15 protein-coding genes are annotated in these 18,544 nt (G+C 53.3%); 7 read left to right on the plus strand and 8 right to left on the minus strand.

From position 1 onward, the window contains the following. Positions 1-214 precede the first annotated feature (214 nt). The 5 genes from NSU18_RS29125 to NSU18_RS29145 form a co-directional block, all read right to left on the minus strand. A complete protein-coding gene (locus tag NSU18_RS29125) occupies positions 215-1,027 on the minus strand; it encodes an undecaprenyl-diphosphate phosphatase (RefSeq protein ID WP_341017743.1) in 813 nt (270 codons plus the stop codon). A gap of 32 nt (positions 1,028-1,059) precedes the next feature. Continuing rightward, positions 1,060-1,653 carry a DedA family protein gene (locus tag NSU18_RS29130; protein WP_341017745.1) on the minus strand — a complete coding sequence of 198 codons (594 nt, stop codon included), beginning with the start codon at positions 1,651-1,653 and terminating at the stop codon, positions 1,060-1,062. 242 nt (positions 1,654-1,895) lie between these two features. Beyond that, positions 1,896-3,935 carry a serine hydrolase domain-containing protein gene (locus tag NSU18_RS29135; RefSeq protein ID WP_341150705.1) on the minus strand — a complete coding sequence of 680 codons (2,040 nt, stop codon included), beginning with the start codon at positions 3,933-3,935 and terminating at the stop codon, positions 1,896-1,898. Positions 3,936-4,052: 117 nt separating this feature from the next. Next, positions 4,053-5,354 carry an ATP-binding protein gene (locus NSU18_RS29140; RefSeq protein WP_341150706.1) on the minus strand — a complete coding sequence of 434 codons (1,302 nt, stop codon included), beginning with the start codon at positions 5,352-5,354 and terminating at the stop codon, positions 4,053-4,055. Next, the gene (locus tag NSU18_RS29145; protein ID WP_341150707.1) at positions 5,341-6,096 is read right to left on the minus strand and encodes a LytR/AlgR family response regulator transcription factor; all 756 of its coding nucleotides are present in this window, start codon (positions 6,094-6,096) and stop codon (positions 5,341-5,343) included. The genes NSU18_RS29140 and NSU18_RS29145 overlap by 14 nt, the downstream gene beginning before the upstream one ends. A 43-nt stretch (positions 6,097-6,139) precedes the next feature. Between NSU18_RS29145 and NSU18_RS29150 the strand changes: the two genes are divergently transcribed. Then, entirely contained in the window at positions 6,140-6,343 is a 204-nt protein-coding gene (locus NSU18_RS29150; RefSeq protein ID WP_341017751.1) for a hypothetical protein, read from the plus strand. Here the strand turns inward: NSU18_RS29150 and NSU18_RS29155 are convergent. Further along, complete coding sequence (locus NSU18_RS29155) at positions 6,323-6,850, minus strand: cupin domain-containing protein (RefSeq protein ID WP_341150708.1); 528 nt, start codon at positions 6,848-6,850, stop codon at positions 6,323-6,325. The two genes, NSU18_RS29150 and NSU18_RS29155, sit on opposite strands and share 21 nt — an antisense overlap. Before the next feature lie 566 nt (positions 6,851-7,416). On the opposite strand from NSU18_RS29155, the gene NSU18_RS29160 reads away from it, so the two are divergent. After that, positions 7,417-8,598, plus strand: coding sequence for a hypothetical protein (locus tag NSU18_RS29160; protein ID WP_341017754.1), 1,182 nt, complete (start codon positions 7,417-7,419; stop codon positions 8,596-8,598). A 287-nt stretch (positions 8,599-8,885) separates the two neighbouring features. On the opposite strand, the gene NSU18_RS29165 is transcribed toward NSU18_RS29160, so the two are convergent. Together NSU18_RS29165 and NSU18_RS29170 are read right to left on the minus strand one after the other, a co-directional pair. After that, entirely contained in the window at positions 8,886-10,022 is a 1,137-nt protein-coding gene (locus NSU18_RS29165; RefSeq protein ID WP_341150709.1) for a response regulator, read from the minus strand. A gap of 43 nt (positions 10,023-10,065) precedes the next feature. Continuing rightward, positions 10,066-13,122: a hybrid sensor histidine kinase/response regulator gene (locus NSU18_RS29170; RefSeq protein ID WP_341150710.1), complete on the minus strand. Its 3,057-nt coding sequence runs from the start codon at positions 13,120-13,122 to the stop codon at positions 10,066-10,068. 523 nt (positions 13,123-13,645) lie between these two features. Between NSU18_RS29170 and rfbH the strand changes: the two genes are divergently transcribed. The 5 genes from rfbH (at position 13,646) to NSU18_RS29195 (ending at position 18,513) form a co-directional block, all read left to right on the plus strand. Then, positions 13,646-14,974, plus strand: coding sequence for a lipopolysaccharide biosynthesis protein RfbH (gene rfbH, locus NSU18_RS29175; RefSeq protein WP_341017758.1), 1,329 nt, complete (start codon positions 13,646-13,648; stop codon positions 14,972-14,974). Beyond that, positions 14,971-15,747: a glucose-1-phosphate cytidylyltransferase gene (gene rfbF / locus NSU18_RS29180; protein ID WP_341150711.1), complete on the plus strand. Its 777-nt coding sequence runs from the start codon at positions 14,971-14,973 to the stop codon at positions 15,745-15,747. Before rfbH ends, rfbF begins: the two co-directional genes overlap by 4 nt. Beyond that, a complete protein-coding gene (gene rfbG / locus NSU18_RS29185; protein ID WP_341150712.1) occupies positions 15,729-16,829 on the plus strand; it encodes a CDP-glucose 4,6-dehydratase in 1,101 nt (366 codons plus the stop codon). Before rfbF ends, rfbG begins: the two co-directional genes overlap by 19 nt. Positions 16,830-16,839: 10 nt before the next feature. Next, positions 16,840-17,940: a glycosyltransferase family 2 protein gene (locus NSU18_RS29190; RefSeq protein ID WP_341017761.1), complete on the plus strand. Its 1,101-nt coding sequence runs from the start codon at positions 16,840-16,842 to the stop codon at positions 17,938-17,940. Between the two features lie 168 nt (positions 17,941-18,108). Further along, positions 18,109-18,513 carry a MerR family transcriptional regulator gene (locus NSU18_RS29195; RefSeq protein ID WP_341017762.1) on the plus strand — a complete coding sequence of 135 codons (405 nt, stop codon included), beginning with the start codon at positions 18,109-18,111 and terminating at the stop codon, positions 18,511-18,513. The last annotated feature ends 31 nt before the right edge of the window (positions 18,514-18,544 follow it).

The raw sequence follows: 18,544 nt of genomic DNA on the forward strand, positions 1-18,544 counted from the left end.
TAAATTAACCCAATTCAGCGAAAATGGCGGGTATGGACTGATTTAGTTGTTGTTTTTCCACTTGCTTCCGTCGATCCTGCATTAATCGCAGAATTAAGATACGTTTATCCAATTATGGTAAGTGATACAACTCGGGGGAGGGGCAAAACAGAAGGTTCAGGAGCCAGAGAAGGAGGTGGATTCCCTTCAAGCCGGGCCCCTTTACAAGTCCTGGTTACAAGAAAATCAGCAGCAGTGTACCCACCACGAAGCAGTAGTATGAAAAGTAGATCAGGTTCCCCTTCGCCATAATACCGATGAACCAGCGCATGGCGAAGTACGTGGCGACCAGCGTGGTGAGGAAGGCGATCAAGTAGGGCATCGCCAGCGCCGCACGGTTCGGATCATGCGCAATATCAGACGCGCCGAGGATCAGGCCCCCGATGCTGATCGGAATGTACAGCATGAAGGAGAATTTGAGTGCGGTCTCCTGCTTCATCCCGACGGCAATCGAGGCGATGACTGTTGAACCGGAACGGCTGATGCCGGGAATCAGGGCGACTGCCTGAGCCAGCCCGACGATGATGGCGTCCTTCACTTTGAGGTTGCCGTCTCTTTTCTGGCCGCGCAGATTGCGGATCAGCCAGAGGGCTACCCCGGTAATAAGTAAGCTGATGGATACGGTATGTACAGAGGTGAAGACACGTTCGATCGTATCCTTGAAGAATACGGCAGCAACCGCTGCAGGGATTGTGCCGATAACGATGTAGATACAGAACATGAATTCGGACCGGTACTTGGCATCGCGCGTTTTCAGATAACGGAAGAACCCTGTGATTAAGTCCTTGATATCTTTGCGGAAAATAAAACAGATGGCGATCAATGAAGCCGTATTCGTTAAGATTTCAAAAGAGAGTCCATTCTGCTTCATCCCGAGCAGCCGCTGGGCAATGATTAAGTGCCCGCTGGAGGAGACGGGAATCGGTTCCGTAACCCCCTGGACCAGGCCTAAGAGCAGGTATTTCAGCCAATCGAACGCAGATTCCATATTTTCCTCCTAAAGTTGAAAATGCATTATTATTAAGCCTGCCGTCTGCGGTACCGCTTGGACAGGACGTACAGCCCGAACCCTAACAGGAACAGGGTGGCCAACGGCAGAATGTAAGGCTTGACGATCTCGTCCACATGCTCCCACTGCGAACCCAGCTTGTAGCCCAGATAGACATAGATCGAAGTGATCGGAAGCATGGCAAGGAAGGTGTACAGACTGAATTTGAACACATTCATTTTGGCAATCCCGCAAGGAATGGAGATGAGTGTTCTCACACCGGGGATGAAGCGCCCGTAAAAGGCCACACCGCTGCCGTATTTATCAAAAAAACGGTCAGAGGCTTCCAGATGATGCGGACGGATGAAAAAGTACTTCCCGTACTTATGAATTGCAGGTCTGCCGCCGAACCGGCCCAGGGCATACAATGTCAGCGGACCGAGGGTACCGCCGACCGTACCGGCCAGAATGGTCAGCAGAAGCTTCATATCCCCCAGATACACCCAATATCCGGCAAGCGGAAGTACGATTTCAGCAGGCACAAATTCAAACGACAAGGCGATCATGATTCCCGCATACGACAAATCCTTAAAGAAAAGTATAAATTCCGTAATCCATTCTGTCATGCTGTTCTCTCCCTTCTCAAACAAAAAGCCCCCTATTTAAAGGGGGCAGTCTCATCAACTGTCAGCACCCTCTCATCTTTGCAAGGCATCCGGGATGCCTCTAGTGCTGTGCCTGATATGCTTATAGCATGCCGGTCACAGCGGTATCATCGGGCGAAGCCCTCCACCGAACTCTGGATAAGAGTATTATTCAATTTGATAACATTAAAACACAACTGTAACCCATTAAGCAAGTTTGGGCGTTATCTCAGTTCAATCTTGAACACATCGCCCGCCTGCCCGCCGAAGACGGCCATTCCGCCTTGCGGCAACTTCACTGAAGGGTCCTGGCTCACTCTGGAGTGGCTTACGATCATCCCGTCTGCATCATAGACAACGTATCCGCCGCTTGGAGGAGCTGTAACGGTCATAGTTTTGCCGGCGGCCTTCTTGTCGATCTTGAACCATACACTCTGGCCGTCCGCAGGAACGGTGCTGACCGATGCCCGGCCTCCGTAGATGGGCTTCACGGCATCCCCGCTGATATACTCATTGCCGTCTATGGTTAGATATTCGGCACCGTTCTGCTTGGAGAAGGTCAGATCGAAGGCGTCTCTGCCGTTCATGACCGGAATCTCAGCCGCATTGACGGCGGTATTCTCGTCCACAATCCGCGTCCCGGTGGCGTAGCCCTGTTCAACCTTAACAGTCTTCGTCAAGATGGACGGGGAGAGGTAGAAGAAGGAATTGATTTTCTCATCCACAGCGTAGTAATGCTTCCCGTCTCTCTGTGCCCAGGCCTGGTTCGTAGAAGCATTCAAGGGATTTGCATCCAGCTTCTGATATTCATATGTGACCATCAGCATTTGACCGATACCGGGGATAGTCACGTGGGTGTTCAGCTTCAGATAGGTTTTGCCGTTCTTCTGCTTGCCGAAGCTCACGGCTGCACTGCCGTCCGGGCTCGTGAACTGTCCCTTGCCGGTATAGATATACTTCTGCGCAGGAATGAGTCCGCCCTCCAGCTCAGGCAGGTTAAGCGCTCCGTCCTTAATGGTTATGGCAGTGGTTGAGCCGACAGTCCCGTATAATCCAGAATAGGCTTCCAGCTCGGCAGGCATCGCCGCTTTGACTGGAGGAGTGAAGGTAGCGTCCGGCAGAATCTTCTGAAGCTTCCCGGTGTCCTTCAAGTAGGCCAGCAGCACATTGGAGGCAAAAATGGTGTTATAAATGGAGCTTCCCCCCGACGAGAGCACTGCGATGGATATATCGGATTCCGGCAGGGTAATCAGGTCAGCGTGATACATGATGGTATCTCCGCCTTTGGATAAGGCCTTGATTCCGTAATCACCGAATGGTGCCAGATCTACGGCATCCCAGCCCAGACCGTAATTGAAGCTGTTTCTCTCTTCAGGCACCCAGAGCCCATTCTTGTATTCGGGCTGCTGCATCGCTGTAGCGGAGGCTTTCGACAGAACATCCGGGATCTTGCCGTTCAGCATCTCGGCGAATGTGGTCAGATCTTCGGCTGTGGAATAGAGGCCGCCTGCTCCAAGGATATTGGCATTCTCGGCAGGCATTGCCTGTGTAAGGCCTGGGAAGTAGGTTTTGGCAAGCTTCTGCCGGTCAAAGGTGTCCAGCGGCGTTTTGGTGGAGCTTAACTTCAGCGGGCTACTCATGTGCTTATCCAGGAACTCTGTATAGCTGCTCCCCGTCACCTGCTCAATCATCAGCTCCAGCAGTTGAAAGCCGTCATTACAATATACCGAATATGCGCCGGGATCGGATTTGAGCCGCTCGGACTGAAGCCTTGTCAGCAGGTCATCATGATTCTGTGTATCGTTATCGTCCATCAGAATGCTATTCCCGTAGTGACTGCCGTACAGGCCCGAAGAATGGTTCATTAGCATGCGCGGCGTGATCTTCTTGTAGCGCTCATCGGCCATCTTGAACTGCGGCAGATACGTAGTCAGCGGCTGATCGATGTCGATGATCTTATCCTCTGCCAGCATCATGGTGGCAGCGGAGACATGCATTTTGCTGATGGAGCCGATGCCGAACATCGTATCCTTGGTGATGGGCGTCCCGGCTGCCTTATCGGATACACCGAAGCCGCCCGACACTGTAACCTTGCCCTGGTCCCGGATGGCATACTGGAGTCCGCTTACTCCGTAATCGGATAAGATCTTCTCACCCAGCTCCTGCGCCTTGGCCTGCGCTGCCGACTCCTTTTCCTGGGCTGAAGCCGGGGCTGCGGGAATCACCAGCATGGCGGCCAGTACGACTGAAGTTAACTTGTTCATCTTGAATTCCTCCTCTTGTGTCTCTTAGATAACCTTCCTGAAGTTATCATACAGACAGAAGAGAAGAGCTACGCCCGAATAACCCTGAAACGCGGATTACGATCCCTTAAGCGCATTTTATATAGAAGCTTCGCGCGAGAAGGGGAGGACCACCATATTGTTGAATTCCCGCTGCCCGGCCTCTATCGTCATATTCCCGCCGTACTTCTCGCAGATTCTGGAGATATTGGTCAGGCCGATGCCATGGTATTCCGGGTCCTGCTTCCGGCTCTGCAAAGAGGTAGTCTCCGGGGCAGTATGATTCAGGATGCGGATGAACAGCGCGGATTCAGTGGAGTGCATCTGGATCAGAATGTAGCGGTCCTCGGCGAGCCGTACTTTTTTGGAGGCTTCAATGGCATTGTCCAGCATGTTGCCCAGCACGACGCATAGGTCATAACGGTCGATGTGAAGCTCACCGGGCAGCAGCTTGAGCCGGGTATCGATGCGGATGCCGTTCGCTTGTCCAATATTCAGTGTGTTCGTGACCAGCGCATCCACCGCCAGATGGCCGGTGTTGACCCGCTGGTAGGCATCCTCCACTTTATTCAGCGTAAGCTTGATATGCGCAAGAGCGGCGGCCGGATCATCGCGCCGGATACACTCCTCAATGTAGAGGAACTGCTGGTGGGTGTCGTGGATGATTCTTTTGATCGACTTGAAGCTGTGCACCGTCTTCTCATAGTTGGCGTCCTGATAGTTCATCTGGTGCTGGAGCTGGGCATTCTCATGCATGAACTGGAACTTGTCGGTAATAGTATCGAAGATATAGACGATCATCACATTCAGGAACAGGAAGCCGAGAATCGCCATGAAATAATAGATATTCTTCTTGGAGTCTTCGGTGAGGACATTGATCTGATAGGTGCTGATGAGCGGGACGAGCAGGAACATCACATAATACCGGTAGGGCAAGGAGACACTTCGCCGCTTAGAGATCAGCCGGATGATCTGAATCACCGGGAACATAATTATACAGCTCAGGATCAGCCCCTTGATGAAGGCCGGCCGGTCAATCCCCGTACCCGCGTCCATACTGGTGTAGTCAACCGAATCTATCATTGAGAAAATATACAGCGACATAAAGCTGACCACCGTCATCAGCACAGCGTACAGCAGGGAAAAGATCGCCTGGGTCTTCACCTCCACCTTATAGGCTTGCGCCATACTGAAAATCATCAGCAGGGCTACGCCGGAAGATAATATAGGGGACAGCGGGGTGACCAGGTAGAGGAAACAGAGTACCCCGTAGATTAGGAAGTACATGATCCGGTTAGGCTTCCTGGCAGACTTGTCAAATACGGAGGCAAAGAAGAATTGGGTCTGAAAGCACATCACCAGCATCACACAAATGACGAGGGTCAGATTATAATGAGTCATAGGAGTTGCCCTTCATGATCATGAATTTGGTGTAGAAGTCCTTAACTTCTTTGATTTTGGACCGGCCGATGGGGAACTCCTGCCCGCCTGACATCAGCACACAGCCGCCCCCGAACTTGTGGACATGCAACAGGTTGATAATAATCGAACGGTGGATATGCAGAAAATTGCTGTCCCGCAGTGCTGAAGCGTACTCGGCAATAATCCCTCTGGTCTCATAGATTCCCGTGGTGGTAATCACATTCAGCTTGCTCTTGACCGTCAGGCTCTTGGCCGCCTCAATCCCGATAATATCATCATGCCGCAGGACGACCTCCTCATACCCGGACTTGATGACGATGAACTTCTTATCCTGCGCCTGGAAGTAGTCACATAACTTAAGAATTTTCTCCTCTAGCAGCTGCGGGGCGACGGGCTTGATCAGATACTGGAAGGTAATCACGTCGAAGCTCTCCACCATATATTCAGGGTAGCTGGTCAGGAAGATAATCTGCTCGTCAAAATGCTTCCGGCTTCTGAGCCGGTGCGCCGCCTGAATCCCGTTCATGCCGCCCATCTCCACATCCAGAATCAGGATATGGAAGGGGGCTTCGCCCCGTTCGTAGTGGGAGATTAAGTCCTCTCCCGAAGGGAACAGATCGATTTCAAATTCGGTATCCGTCTTGACGGATAAGCCGACCAGAATTCTCTTCACCAGCTCCCGCTGCTGTTCTTCATCCTCACATACCGCTACTCGATACATTCGAGGGGCCCCCTTCATTCAGGCGCACGGCCTAAGTGGATAGTTGTACACAACATTATATAGTATTGTCCAGCGGAATGAGCGGATCAAGGGCCAAACGCAGAAGTTAATCCCTGGACTGCAGAAGGGGAGCGGTGAAAATCAGGAGATTAAGGCGAACGCTTCGCTTGGTACGCGGGTCGTTCCGCCCGCTCCGCTGTTTAAGCGTATGTCTCAGGCACTGCTGCTACTTCCACAGCCGCAGTAGCGGCCCAGCTTCGCCATAGACGGGATCACGCTCCGGCAGCGGAACTTCGCGGATCTCGGGGAGCGCCGCCGCGAAGTCGTCTGCATTGGCCTGACGGGTGTTATAGTCCATGCCGCCGGGATAAGCACCGGCGATACGGAAGTCATGCGTGGCCGTGAGCTTTTTGTGTGCCGTTCCGGCAGGCAGCACAAGGACGTCACCGGCCTCAACTTCGGCAGTGTATCCGGCATCTCCGCCAAGCTGGAGGCTGGCGCTGCCGGAGATCACGCCCAGTACCTCATGCGCGTTGCTGTGATAGTGGTGATAGGGGAAGACGCCATTCACCCAGCTGTTCAGCCAGCCGTTGGCATTGAAGATCTGTTCGGTGTCTTCCGGGTGGTCCCGGAGAACACCTTTATACAGCAGGACCGGAAGCTTCTGGTTGTTCGGCAGCAGCCCATCCGGCTCGAAGCTGAGCTTCATTATAGATTCGTTCTGCTCCCGGCTTACCGAATTGTGTTCTGACATAACGGATCATCTCCTGCGTGAATTTTGGTATATATATAGAATTACCCTAAGGTTGGTAATGTAACTTCTGAAAATAGCTTTAAAACTATAATATTGAACCTCAGGGATGTTAAAGCTGAGCATGAACGTTGAGCTAATGTTAGGCTGATACCGCACCCGGAGCCGACCTCTACTCTTAAATTTGTAACTGATTGTATTTCCTGCAATAGAAAAGGAATATCTGACCGCAAAATGAGATTCTATTGTATTTCATACAGTGGAATGTTGGGTTTTGGCTGAAAAAAGGCCTTTGTTCAACATTCCATTGTACCGAATACAATAGATTCTATTGGGAAGCCTTTTTTACAGCATTCTATTGTACAAAATGCAGTTACTATCGTTCCAGCGCCTACAGCATCCGAATGACTGCTGCGCGAATGAGACTCTGCGCTCCTCAGCCTGCGATTGGTGAAATTATAAGTGCAAATAATATAGCGGGGCTATTTTCTACCTGCTTGTAAAAGGGTAATTGATGGCATACAGTGTAACGTAGCTGTTATAGAGGGTTGCGAAAGGGAGGGAATATAGTGAGAATTATCCGTAAAATCAGTACCCTGCTGGCAGCCGCGCTGCTGCTGCCTGCCATTCTGGTGCCGCCGGGGGCACAGGCTGCACCCGCCGGGGCGAAAGCTGCACCGTCCGGGACGGTGGCCGCTGCCGCTGCACCCGCCCAGAGTCTGGCCACGAACGGGCTGGTGCCGCTGACCGGCGCCATCAACGGCAATCTGCCGATTCATATGTCCATTAAGGTGGAGAGCGGCGGGAAGCTGACCGGAAGCTATTATTATGATAAATACAAGAAGACGATCAGGCTCACCGGTACAGTCAGCGGCAAATACGCAAATATGTATGAATACGATGCGAAGGGCAAGGAAACCGGCCATTTCGAGGGCTGGTGGATTCCCGGCACCGGCTTCGCCGGAGTGTGGAGCAACCCGGACGGCACCCGCCAGCTTCCGGTGGAGGCATTGACGGCTGCCGCCGCAGCCAGCGCCAAGGTTCCGGCCGCAGCGGACTGGAGCGGGGAATGGTATATGGAATCTTATTCGCCCTTCTTCGGGGCTTATGTTGAATTCAGCAATGTGAAGAGCGATAAGCTGGTCTTCTCGGTGGATGCCTATGATGGAGCCCATTCCGGCCAGCTGTATGAAGAATCGGCAGTAGTCCGCAAACGGATGGCCGTCTACAAGGAAGAGGACGGTTCCGTGGTCTTTTTCTATCTGCTGAACGGCAATTTGTATGTTACCAGCCCTTCACCGGTATATTCCGCCGGGGCGAATGTAACCTATACCGGCCACTATACAAGAGACCCGCAAGAGACCGTCTACACGCTGCGGGACACCGGTGTCTTCAAGACAGCCGCAGATGATAAGGCCTTCCGTAAGCTGGTAGGGGAAGATTATGACCTGTTTCTGTACAGTATGCAGCTGCTGAATGAGCCGAAGGATCTGGACGGTAAAGGGGCAAAAGTGATAGAGGGCGGCGTAAGAGGGCTGTTCACCCTTACGGAAGCCATTATCATGTATGATAAGCAGGGGCATTTCTGGGCGGCTGCGCTCGATTCGGATGAACCCTCAGATTCAGAGGAGATTCCTGAGACCTTTGTGCGGTTCTATACCAATGTTCCGGGCACCAGCAAGCTGCCGAAGACGATTGTGAAATGGATGGAGGGTTTTCCCGATTACACGGTGGTCTACATGAATTTCTAAACCTTGCGCCAGAGCGTTTTAACTTTTCCATAACGGGTACATTGAAAGAGTGAGGGTCCGTTTGGCATGGGTAGCTACTGCACGAGAATCAGTGTACACCGGTTATGTCAGCGGATTCGCATGTCCTGCAGCTCTTCACTGAAAGGACGGGACAGCGCGCATGCGCAGGTCCTGCCGCTATAATGGAAGCTGCGGGTGCAACAAGAAACGGTATGCCTAACCTCTGACCGGGGGGCGGCATACCGTTTTTGTATGGATTCTGTTATCGCAGTAGTTCCGGCACGGAATCAAGTATATAGACGCTTCCAGTTCGCATACCAGCGCTCGACCTTGGCGGACGGAGTAAGCTTCAGGTCCCGCCAGAGCAAGCTGCGAAGCTTCTCATATTGCTCCTGTACGAAGCTTAGCTCGCCCAGCCGGTTATAGAATTCCATGAGCGCCAGGTAACCCGGCTCGTGGTAGGGATGCAGCTCTACAATCCGCTGATAGGTGTTAACCGCTTTGGTGATGTTATCCTTGACGGTATAATAATCAGCCAGCTCCGTGGCATGCTGCAAGGAGAGGTTACGCAGCCGCTGACGTTCACTCTCGGCCCACAGATACTCATAGTCCCCCAGGTAATCGCCGGTGTAGAGCTTCAGCAGCTCTTCATGTTCTGCGGCGTTATAATCATCCACCGAGTCCAGAGAGACGACACCTTCCTCCCACAGCACCGCATCGATCTGTGCGTCGCCGCTCTCCAGCATATACCCTTCGCCCACGCTTGCATTGCTGATCACAAGGCCGATGTCCGCCCGTTTCAGCGATTGCCTGATCTGGTAGATGGCCGTATACAGATGGGTAGAGGCACGTTTGAATGAGACCTCGGGCCAGAGCAGCTCGACCAGCTTGTCCTTAACGACGATCCGGTCATGATGATACAGCAGGAAGGCGAACAGCTCCTGGGCTTTGGAGGTCCGCCAGCGGAAATCCCGGACAGGCACGCCTCCCCGTTCGAACTGGATCGCATTGAAGCAGCGGATCAGCAGCGTGTCTGGCTTGTCCGTGTGCTCAAGGCTAACCTTCTTCCGGCTCCTGATCCGCTGGAGGGTCCGGCTCAGCCGTTCCCTGGAGACCGGCTTGAGCAGGTAATCCTGCGCGCTGACCTCGAAGGCTTCCAGAGCGAAGCTGTTATGGCCGGAGACGAAGACAACGGCTGAGCCGGGACAGCACTCCTCAAGCTGCTTCGCAACCTCCATGCCGTTCATTCCCGGCATATCAATATCGAGAAAGATAATATCTGCCTCCCAGCCGGACGCTTCGCTTAAGGCCAGCAAGGGATTGGTATAGGTTGCCGTTACAATGTTCGAGCCTAACGCCCTGAGCGTTGCTTCCAGCTGAATCAGGGCGAGTCGTTCATCATCGATCAGCACTACCCGAAGCATTGTAGCACCTCCTTGTACAGGTTATAGCGGCTGGAGGAAGGGTTCACTCCGCACGCCGGAGCGGAATCATGAAGGAGACGGTGGTTCCAAAGCCGGGGCGGCTCTGAATGGACAAGCCTTGCCCATAGCGTTCAATCAGCCTCCGGTTCGTATTCCAGATCCCGATACCGGAGCTCTTGTCTTTGTGCTTCATCAGCAGGCGGTCAATCTGCGCCTGCTCCATGCCTTTGCCATTGTCCTGCACCGTAAGCCGGACCTGCTCCTCCTCCTCTTCAATACGGATAGTCAGCAGGCCGCCCTCTATAAGACTGAGCAGCCCGTGACGGACGGCATTCTCGACCAGCGGCTGCAGGATCAGGGGAGGAACCCGCAGCAGTCCGGTATCATTCCGCTCCCACTTGACCTCCAGCCGTTCGCCGAAACGCACCTGCTCGATATATAAATAGGCTTCTACTAATGACAGCTCCTGCCTCAAATGAACCAATGAGCCGGTATTCATCAGATCGAAGCTTGAGCGCAGATAGGCGGAGAAGGCCTCGATCAGCTGCTGCATCTGGCAGATATCAATGGTGCTGAGTGTGGCGATAGAGTTCAGGGCGTTGAACAGGAAGTGGGGGCGGATCTGCGCCTGAAGATAAGCGATCTCCAGCCGCAGGCTATGGTCGATCGTCTGCTTCAGCCGCGCCAGTCCGGTCACCCGGTATTTGAGTTCCAGGCTGTCTACCGGCTTGGTCACATAATCATTCGCCCCCTGCTGAAATCCGTAGTAGATCTCCTCGCGCATAGCGCGCGCCGTCAGCAGCAGCACAGGCAGCTCCGACGCAGGATACCGTTCCCTTACCCGGCGGGTCAGCTCATAGCCGGACATCCCGGGCATCATCACATCGGTAATGAGCAGATCCCAGGCTTCCTCCTCCAGCCGGATCAGGGCTTCCTCCCCGCTTAACACAGAGGTCAACTGATAGATATCTTCATGCAAAATGGTCGAGAGCACCCGCAGATTAACGGGGTCATCGTCTACGGCCAAGATCTTCAGTACGTCTTCATCCGCATAGAGGCCGGAGGGGGACGGTGGTACCCCCGCCAGGAACGGCTCTTCGTCCTTATTACGCAAACGGATACTCCAGTCGGTGGATGCAGTACCCAGGGCTTCCACTGGGTCCACTGCTTCTGCCCTGCCGAGCCGCTCATCTATGCAGAAGGCTTCGTGTGCCAGCGGCAGGGTGAAGCGGAAGACTGAGCCTTCCCCAAGCCTGGACTCCACGCTCAGGCTCCCCCCGTGCAGCTCCACCAGCTGCCTGGTAATGCTAAGACCCAGACCCAGACCGCCGCGGTTCTGTCCGCCAGCCTGTTCATAAGGGAGGAAGATGCGGGCGAGAGCTTCTTCCTCCATCCCCACACCCGTGTCGGCCACGCTGACCAGCAGCTGCCCGTCCGCTTCTTCGGCAGTCACAAGGATGCTGCCGTGCTCTGTCCATTTCACTGCATTATGTACCAAATTAAAGAGGATCTGAATCAGCCGCTTCTCATCAGCCCAGACGCGAGGCAGCAAAGCGGATACGCTTACATGAATCGTCAGGTTCTTGCCGTCCGTTAAGTAACGGAGCATATCCGCAGCTCCTGCGGCGATGGTATGGACGGACAGCGGAGCAGGATGAAGGACCATCCGGTTCTCGCGCAGCAGAGTGAGATCCAGCAGATCATCCAGCAGCTGTGACATCTGCCGCCCGATCCGCACCATCAGCTCCAGGTCTCCGGCGTCTTCTTCCGGAGAGGCTATCCGCTTCTGGTCATATTCCGACTGGGCAATGCTCATCATGCCGTGCAGCGGAGTCCGCAGCTCATGTGAGGTATTCATCAGGAACTGATCCTTTTGCCTGTCTGCCTGCAAGAGCTGTTCGTAGAGCAGCCTGTTCTCATTGGAGCGCCGGATATATTGCTTCAGGGCATAGGAAGAGAATCCAATGATCGCAGCCAGAATATCGACCGGATAGAAGGGAAGATTCTTGTGATAATTATTCACGGTAGCTCCCCAGACCACGCCCGAGATCAGGCAGCAGGCGGTGAAGGTCAGGAAGGCGACATCTTTTTTGCGCTGATAGACCATCCTTGCGAAGACAACGAACATCCAGCAGGGCGGAATCATATACAGCAGATTGAAGAATAGGATGGCATGGGTTAAGGCGACATGTATAGGCAATACAGACAGGGCAAGCGTGTACAGCGCAAGAAGGAAGCTATACAGCTTAAATACGCGGCCGGACGCCGGGGTTCCATAGAACCTGTAAGTCAGCAGCAGCATGAAATAGACCATCCATAGATAAGACAGCATCTTGAGCTTGATCCCCCAGCTATAGCCAAGCGGCAGCACAATATATAACAGAAGATCATTATCTGTGCCAACAGAGACGGCGATTGTGACCAGCATAAGGGCAAACAGCAGCAGGGGCCAGTTCTTCTGGGACAGCAGATACAGGATGAAGACGTACAGCGCATGGAGGAGGAGAATAACAATGGTGGTCAATTGAAAAGCAGAGGAATACCACCGCTCTTTGATAATAGAGGATTGCGCGCCGAGACGGATGGAATAGGAGATTCCGCCTTTCGCCTCATGATCGAAATTGGCGGCTTGAACCAGAACAAGCATCTCCTGTGTTCCTTCAGGCAAGAAGTAGTGAACGGTATAGGGAACCGCCTTGGGCTGGTACAGCTCCCTGTCAGCAGCCGGCTGCCCCATGGTCCGCAGGACACGGCCGTTGACCTCAATCCGGGAAGAGGCCTGGATCTGCTGGACCCAGAAGCTATAGGGTTCATCCAGCGGCTGATCTACCAGAATGCGGAGGGCAAATGTGCCATAGCCCAGAGAGGAGCCGGACAGGGAATTCTTCCAGTTGCCTGGCACTTCAACAGGGACAGCGGCTCCGGCGGCGCCTGAGCGGATATCGCTTTCGCTGACCAGACGGTTCGGATAGAAAGACCAAGTCCCGTCAAGAACAACTGAATGGGTATCCTTGAAGGTCCAGCCGCGCAGATCAAGCACGCCTGCAGCCGCACCGGGCTGCTCCGGCAGGGCAAAAATCTGCTGCCATACCCTTTGCATGCCTAACAACAGGGAGATATATATGACCACTAAGGTCAGATGTTTTAAGTAATATCTGGAATTTTTATTCATCATAAATTAGAGAGTTCGACAACCTAAAGGAAGCACCTGCATAAAAATTAAATAAATTATTGAACAATTATCAGAGGACTGTGCGAAAAATTCACGAAAGATTCTGGCGCTGGGGCTGTGATTCGGTCTCGTTCTTTTGTCCTGCTTTCCAGGCGGGCCAATAATGCTGCTTGCATAACCCTTTCGCATAATGTCTTCTATTGCAGTCCTCTTTCGTGCATTTTCTTTCGTTGACGGCTCTCAGTCTTCCCATATGTGCATCCCTCCATAACGGTTCATTTCAAGTCAAGCCCATTATAGAGAACCCTCATAGACAAGAACTGAACAAAAATGGAAGTTTTATTCCATTATTTTTCAATCGTATTTCTCGTTCCCATTGCATATAGATGATGTACCGAGTCCATTAAATCCATAAAACTAAACAAGTCACCATCGTAAAGGAGGAGAGGCATTGCCTACTGAAGCTTCAACCTTGCGTGAGCAAATACTGGAATTGACGGGCCAGTTCTACGGCAGCCGTTGGCCTGGACGGTCATTCGTGGCAGGCCGGGACTACGTACCGGTCAGCGGTAAGGTATTCGACGGGGAGGAGTTAATCAATCTAGTTGACGCTTCCCTGGATTTTCATTTAACCGCAGGCAGGTATACCGCTGAGTTCGAGCGCCGCTTCTCCCAGATCATGGGGAAAAAGCATACGCTGCTGGTCAATTCCGGCTCCAGTGCGAACCTGCTTGCCGTTGCGGCACTGACTTCGCCGCAGCTTGGCGAACGCCGCCTGCGGCCGGGGGATGAGGTCATTACAGTAGCCGCCGGATTCCCCACTACAGTGAACCCTCTGATTCAGCATGGGCTGATTCCCGTGTTCGTTGATGTAGAGCTGCCTACTTACAATATAGATACTTCACAGCTTGATGCGGCGCTCAGTTCCCGTACCAGAGCAGTAATGCTGGCGCACACACTGGGCAATCCGTTTGACCTCGCCAGTGTCAAGTCATTTGCAGACCGTCATAGTCTGTGGCTTATCGAGGATACCTGCGATGCGGTAGGATCGCTGTATGAAGGACAGCCGGCCGGTTCCTTTGGGGATTTGGCAACCGTCAGCTTCTTCCCGGCCCACCATATGACGATGGGCGAGGGTGGCGCAGTGCTTACTTCCGGCGCCCGTCTTAAGAAAATCGTCGAATCTTTCCGCGACTGGGGCAGGGACTGCTGGTGCCAGCCGGGGGCCGACAATACCTGCGGCAAGCGGTATGACTGGACCAAAGGTGAACTGCCTGCCGGATACGACCACAAATATACGTATAGCCACATCGGCTACAATCTGAAGGCTACCGATATGCAGGCAGCCATCGGCGTAGCCCAACTGGAGAAGCTGGGTGGCTTCCATGCAGTCCGCAAACGCAACTTCGAGTATCTGAAGGAGCTGCTGAAGCCTGCGGAGGAATGGCTTATTCTCCCGGAAGCCACGCCGCGCAGCGAGCCGAGCTGGTTTGGCTTCCCGCTGACAGTGCGGGAAGAGTCGCCCTTAACGCGCAATGAGATCGTCCGCAAGCTGGAAGAGGCCCGCATCGGCACCCGGCTGCTGTTCGCCGGGAATCTGCTGAAGCAGCCGGCTTATTCCGGCGCGTCTTACCGTGTAGCCGGACCGCTGACCCAGACGGACAGGATTATGAACGATACCTTCTGGACAGGAATCTATCCGGGAGTTACACCGGAGATGCTGGACTACACGGCAGAAGTGCTTCTAGGTCTGCTTGAAGGCAAGGGGGGAAAAGCATGAAGGTAGTCATACTGGCCGGGGGATACGGGACCCGGATCAGTGAAGAGACCGATGTGAAGCCCAAGCCGATGATTGAGATCGGCGATAAGCCGCTGCTTGTGCATATTATGGAGCATTATGCCTCGTATGGCTTCGATGATTTTGTCATTTGTTTGGGGTATTTGGGGCATGTCATCAAGAAATATTTTGCCGATTTCTACCTGCAGAGCTCGGATGTTTCGTTCGATTTCGGCAACGGCAATCAGATCACCCGCCATAACCGGCAGCAGCGGAATTGGAAGGTAACGCTCGCGGACACGGGCAGGGAGGCAATGACTGGAGGAAGAATCCGGCAAGTCCACAAATACACCGGCAATGAACCATTCATGCTGACTTATGGCGACGGTATTGCAGATGTCAATATACCTGAGTTGTTGGACTTCCACCGCTCTCACGGAAAATTAGCGACGGTTACCGCTGCACAGCCGGTAGGCCGTTTCGGTGCGCTGGAAATTGTAGAGGACACCAAGGTTACCGGCTTCGTAGAGAAGCCCAAAGGGGATGAAGGCTGGGTGAACGGCGGGTTCTTCGTACTCCAGCCCGAAGTATTCACTATGATCGAAGGTGACAGCACCGTCTGGGAGCAGGAGCCGCTCCGGGAGCTGGCCGCAAGGGATGAGCTAAGAGCTTACAAGCACCACGGCTTCTGGCAGCCGATGGACACACTCCGCGACAAGCGGAACCTGGAGCAGTTATGGCGGGAGGGAAGCCTCCCATGGATGAGAACGCAATGATACCTGCAGAATTCTGGAAGGGCCGCCGTGTCTTCGTGACCGGGCATACCGGCTTCAAGGGAAGCTGGCTCACCCGGTGGCTGACAATGCTGGGCGCAAGTGTGAGCGGCTATGCCTGGGACCGGGATGAGCATAAGCTCTTCCCGCTGATCGGAGCTGCGCCGGAAGTTCATACGGTCTGGGGGGATGTGCGGAACCGGCAACGCCTGGATGCGGCGCTGCGTGAAGCGGCCCCGGAGGTGGTGTTCCATCTGGCTGCCCAGCCGCTGGTCCGTACCTCTTACCAGTTCCCTGCCGACACCTTCGAGGTGAATGTGATGGGAACGGTGAACCTGCTGGAGGCGGTCGCGAGCGCCGTTGATTCCGGCATTTCAGTGAAGGCCGTCGTCAACGTTACAACAGATAAATGCTATGACAACCGTGAATGGATCTGGGGCTACCGCGAGACCGATCCATTGGGCGGCTATGATCCTTACTCTTCCAGCAAGGCATGTTCCGAGCTGGTGACGCAGGCTTACCGCAACAGCTATTTCCATCCGGTGCGCTATGCCGAGCATGGCGTAGCTATCGCTACCGCGAGAGCGGGGAATGTCATCGGAGGCGGCGATGATTCCCTGGACCGGCTGGTACCGGACTGCCTGCGGGCATTCGCAGCAGGTAAGAGGCCGCTGCTGCGCAGCCCGGGGGCGACGCGGCCTTGGCAGCATGTATTAGAGCCGCTTGGCGGCTACCTGCTGCTGGCAGAGAAGCTGGTGCAGGGAGGAGCAGAGTATGCTGCTGCCTGGAACTTTGGACCCGGGGAGCAGAGTGTCCACAGTGTGCAGAAGGTTGCCACCCGGCTGGCAGAGCTCTGGGGAGAAGGAGCCTGTGTGGATATCGTCAATTCCCCGGTGCTGCACGAGGCCGGGGAGCTGCAGCTTGACAGCACCAAGGCCCGCCGTCTGCTGGACTGGCGCTCGCGATGGACGGTAGAACAAGCGCTGCAAAAGACCGTTGACTGGCAGCGGGCACTGGATGCAGAACAGGACATGCGGCGGATCAGTGAGCAGCAGATTCGGGAATATATGACAGTTAACCTATAGGAGGATACTAATGATTACCATCAGTCTATGTATGATCGTACGCAATGAAGAGAACGGCCTGGGCCGTTGCCTGGATTGTGTCAAAGATATTGTCGATGAAATCGTCATTGTCGATACAGGCTCCACGGACCGGACTAAGGAAATTGCTGCAGAGTACGGTGCGCTGATTTATGATTTTGAATGGATTGACGACTTCGCAGCGGCCCGTAACGAAGCCTTCAGCAAAGCCACAAAGGAATATATTCTTTGGCTGGATGCAGACGATACCATTGAAGAGATTGACCGTGAGAAATTCAAGAAGCTGAAAGCGACGATGTCCACAGCATACCATTCAGTAAACATGCCCTACAATCTGGCGGTAGACAGCGAGGGGAGGGTCACCTCAAGCCTCCGTAGGAACCGGCTGGTCCGGCGGGAATGCAATTTTCAATGGATAGGCCCGGTACATGAGTATTTGGCAGCAGGTGGCCCTACTTTGGAGAGCGACGTATGCATTACACATAAGAAAGACAAATCTTATACGGACCGCAACCTGCGCATTTACCGTGGACGCGAGGCCAGAGGAGAGGAATTTTCACCGCGGGATTTATATTACTTCGCCAATGAGCTTCGGGATCATGCCTTCAATGAAGAAGCGCTGGATTATTACGAAAAGTTTCTACAGACTGGTCAAGGATGGATTGAGGACAACTATCAAGCCTGCCTGAAGATGGCTGAATGCCATGACCGCCTCGGGGACAAACAAGGAAAGCTGCAGGCGCTTTATCGAACCTTGAGTTACGATATTCCCCGTTCAGAGTTCTGCTGCCGCCTTGGGTATGATCTGATGGATCAAGGCCGTTATGATCACGCCATTTACTGGTTTGAGCTGGCTACTACCCTTCCCAAGAGGGAAACCATGGGCCTACAGGATATGACTTCCACTACTTGGGTTCCCCATCTGCAATTATGTGTATGTTATGACCGCTTAGGCCGGCATGTCAAAGCAAATTACCACAACGAAGTCGCACTTTCCTACTATCCGTCGCACTCAAGTATGCTGAGTAACCGTAAATATTTCCAGGAGCTCCTAGGCGAATCATATGTGAATTTAATTCCAATTTCTTCATAAGTGCTAATATTTCCATTGCCAAATCAAAGAACGGACAACTGCTCAGGTAGGCAGTTATCCGTTCTTTTTTTGATTCCAAATAACAAATAGGTATTTTTACACATTTATTTCAGGTCACATGAATACCATTAAAGTAAATAAGTCCACTTAATATTGAGGAGAGATGTTATGGTACGCCATTATACACAACTGGAATTAATTAATTTATCGAAGCTGCCACCGACTACTGTGAAGCGATGGCTAGATTATTTCTCTTATTTCGTGCAAGGAATACGCCAGGGCGACCAGATGCTCTATCCCTATGAAACTCTGAAACTGTTAAAACGGATCAGTGAGCTGCGCATGGAACGCTACCATTTAAGCACCATTGTACGTCTGCTGATAGAAGAAGGATTCCCGATGTATAGTAAAGGAGAGCTGGACGCCCCTGCTTCAGAGCCACAGCAGAACAGCATTCCTGTAGCCGCGGCTGCGGAGACGGACCGGCAGCAGCATCTCGTGACCTCTCTGTCGGCACTGGCCAATGAGCTGATCCGGCTTGCCGATCATCTGAAGCAATGGAAGGTGCAGTAGAACCAAGCCGGTTGAACGGTGGATAAGACTG

It is taken from the genome of Paenibacillus sp. FSL H8-0048 (assembly GCF_038002825.1).
GTDB lineage: Bacteria > Bacillota > Bacilli > Paenibacillales > Paenibacillaceae > Paenibacillus_AQ.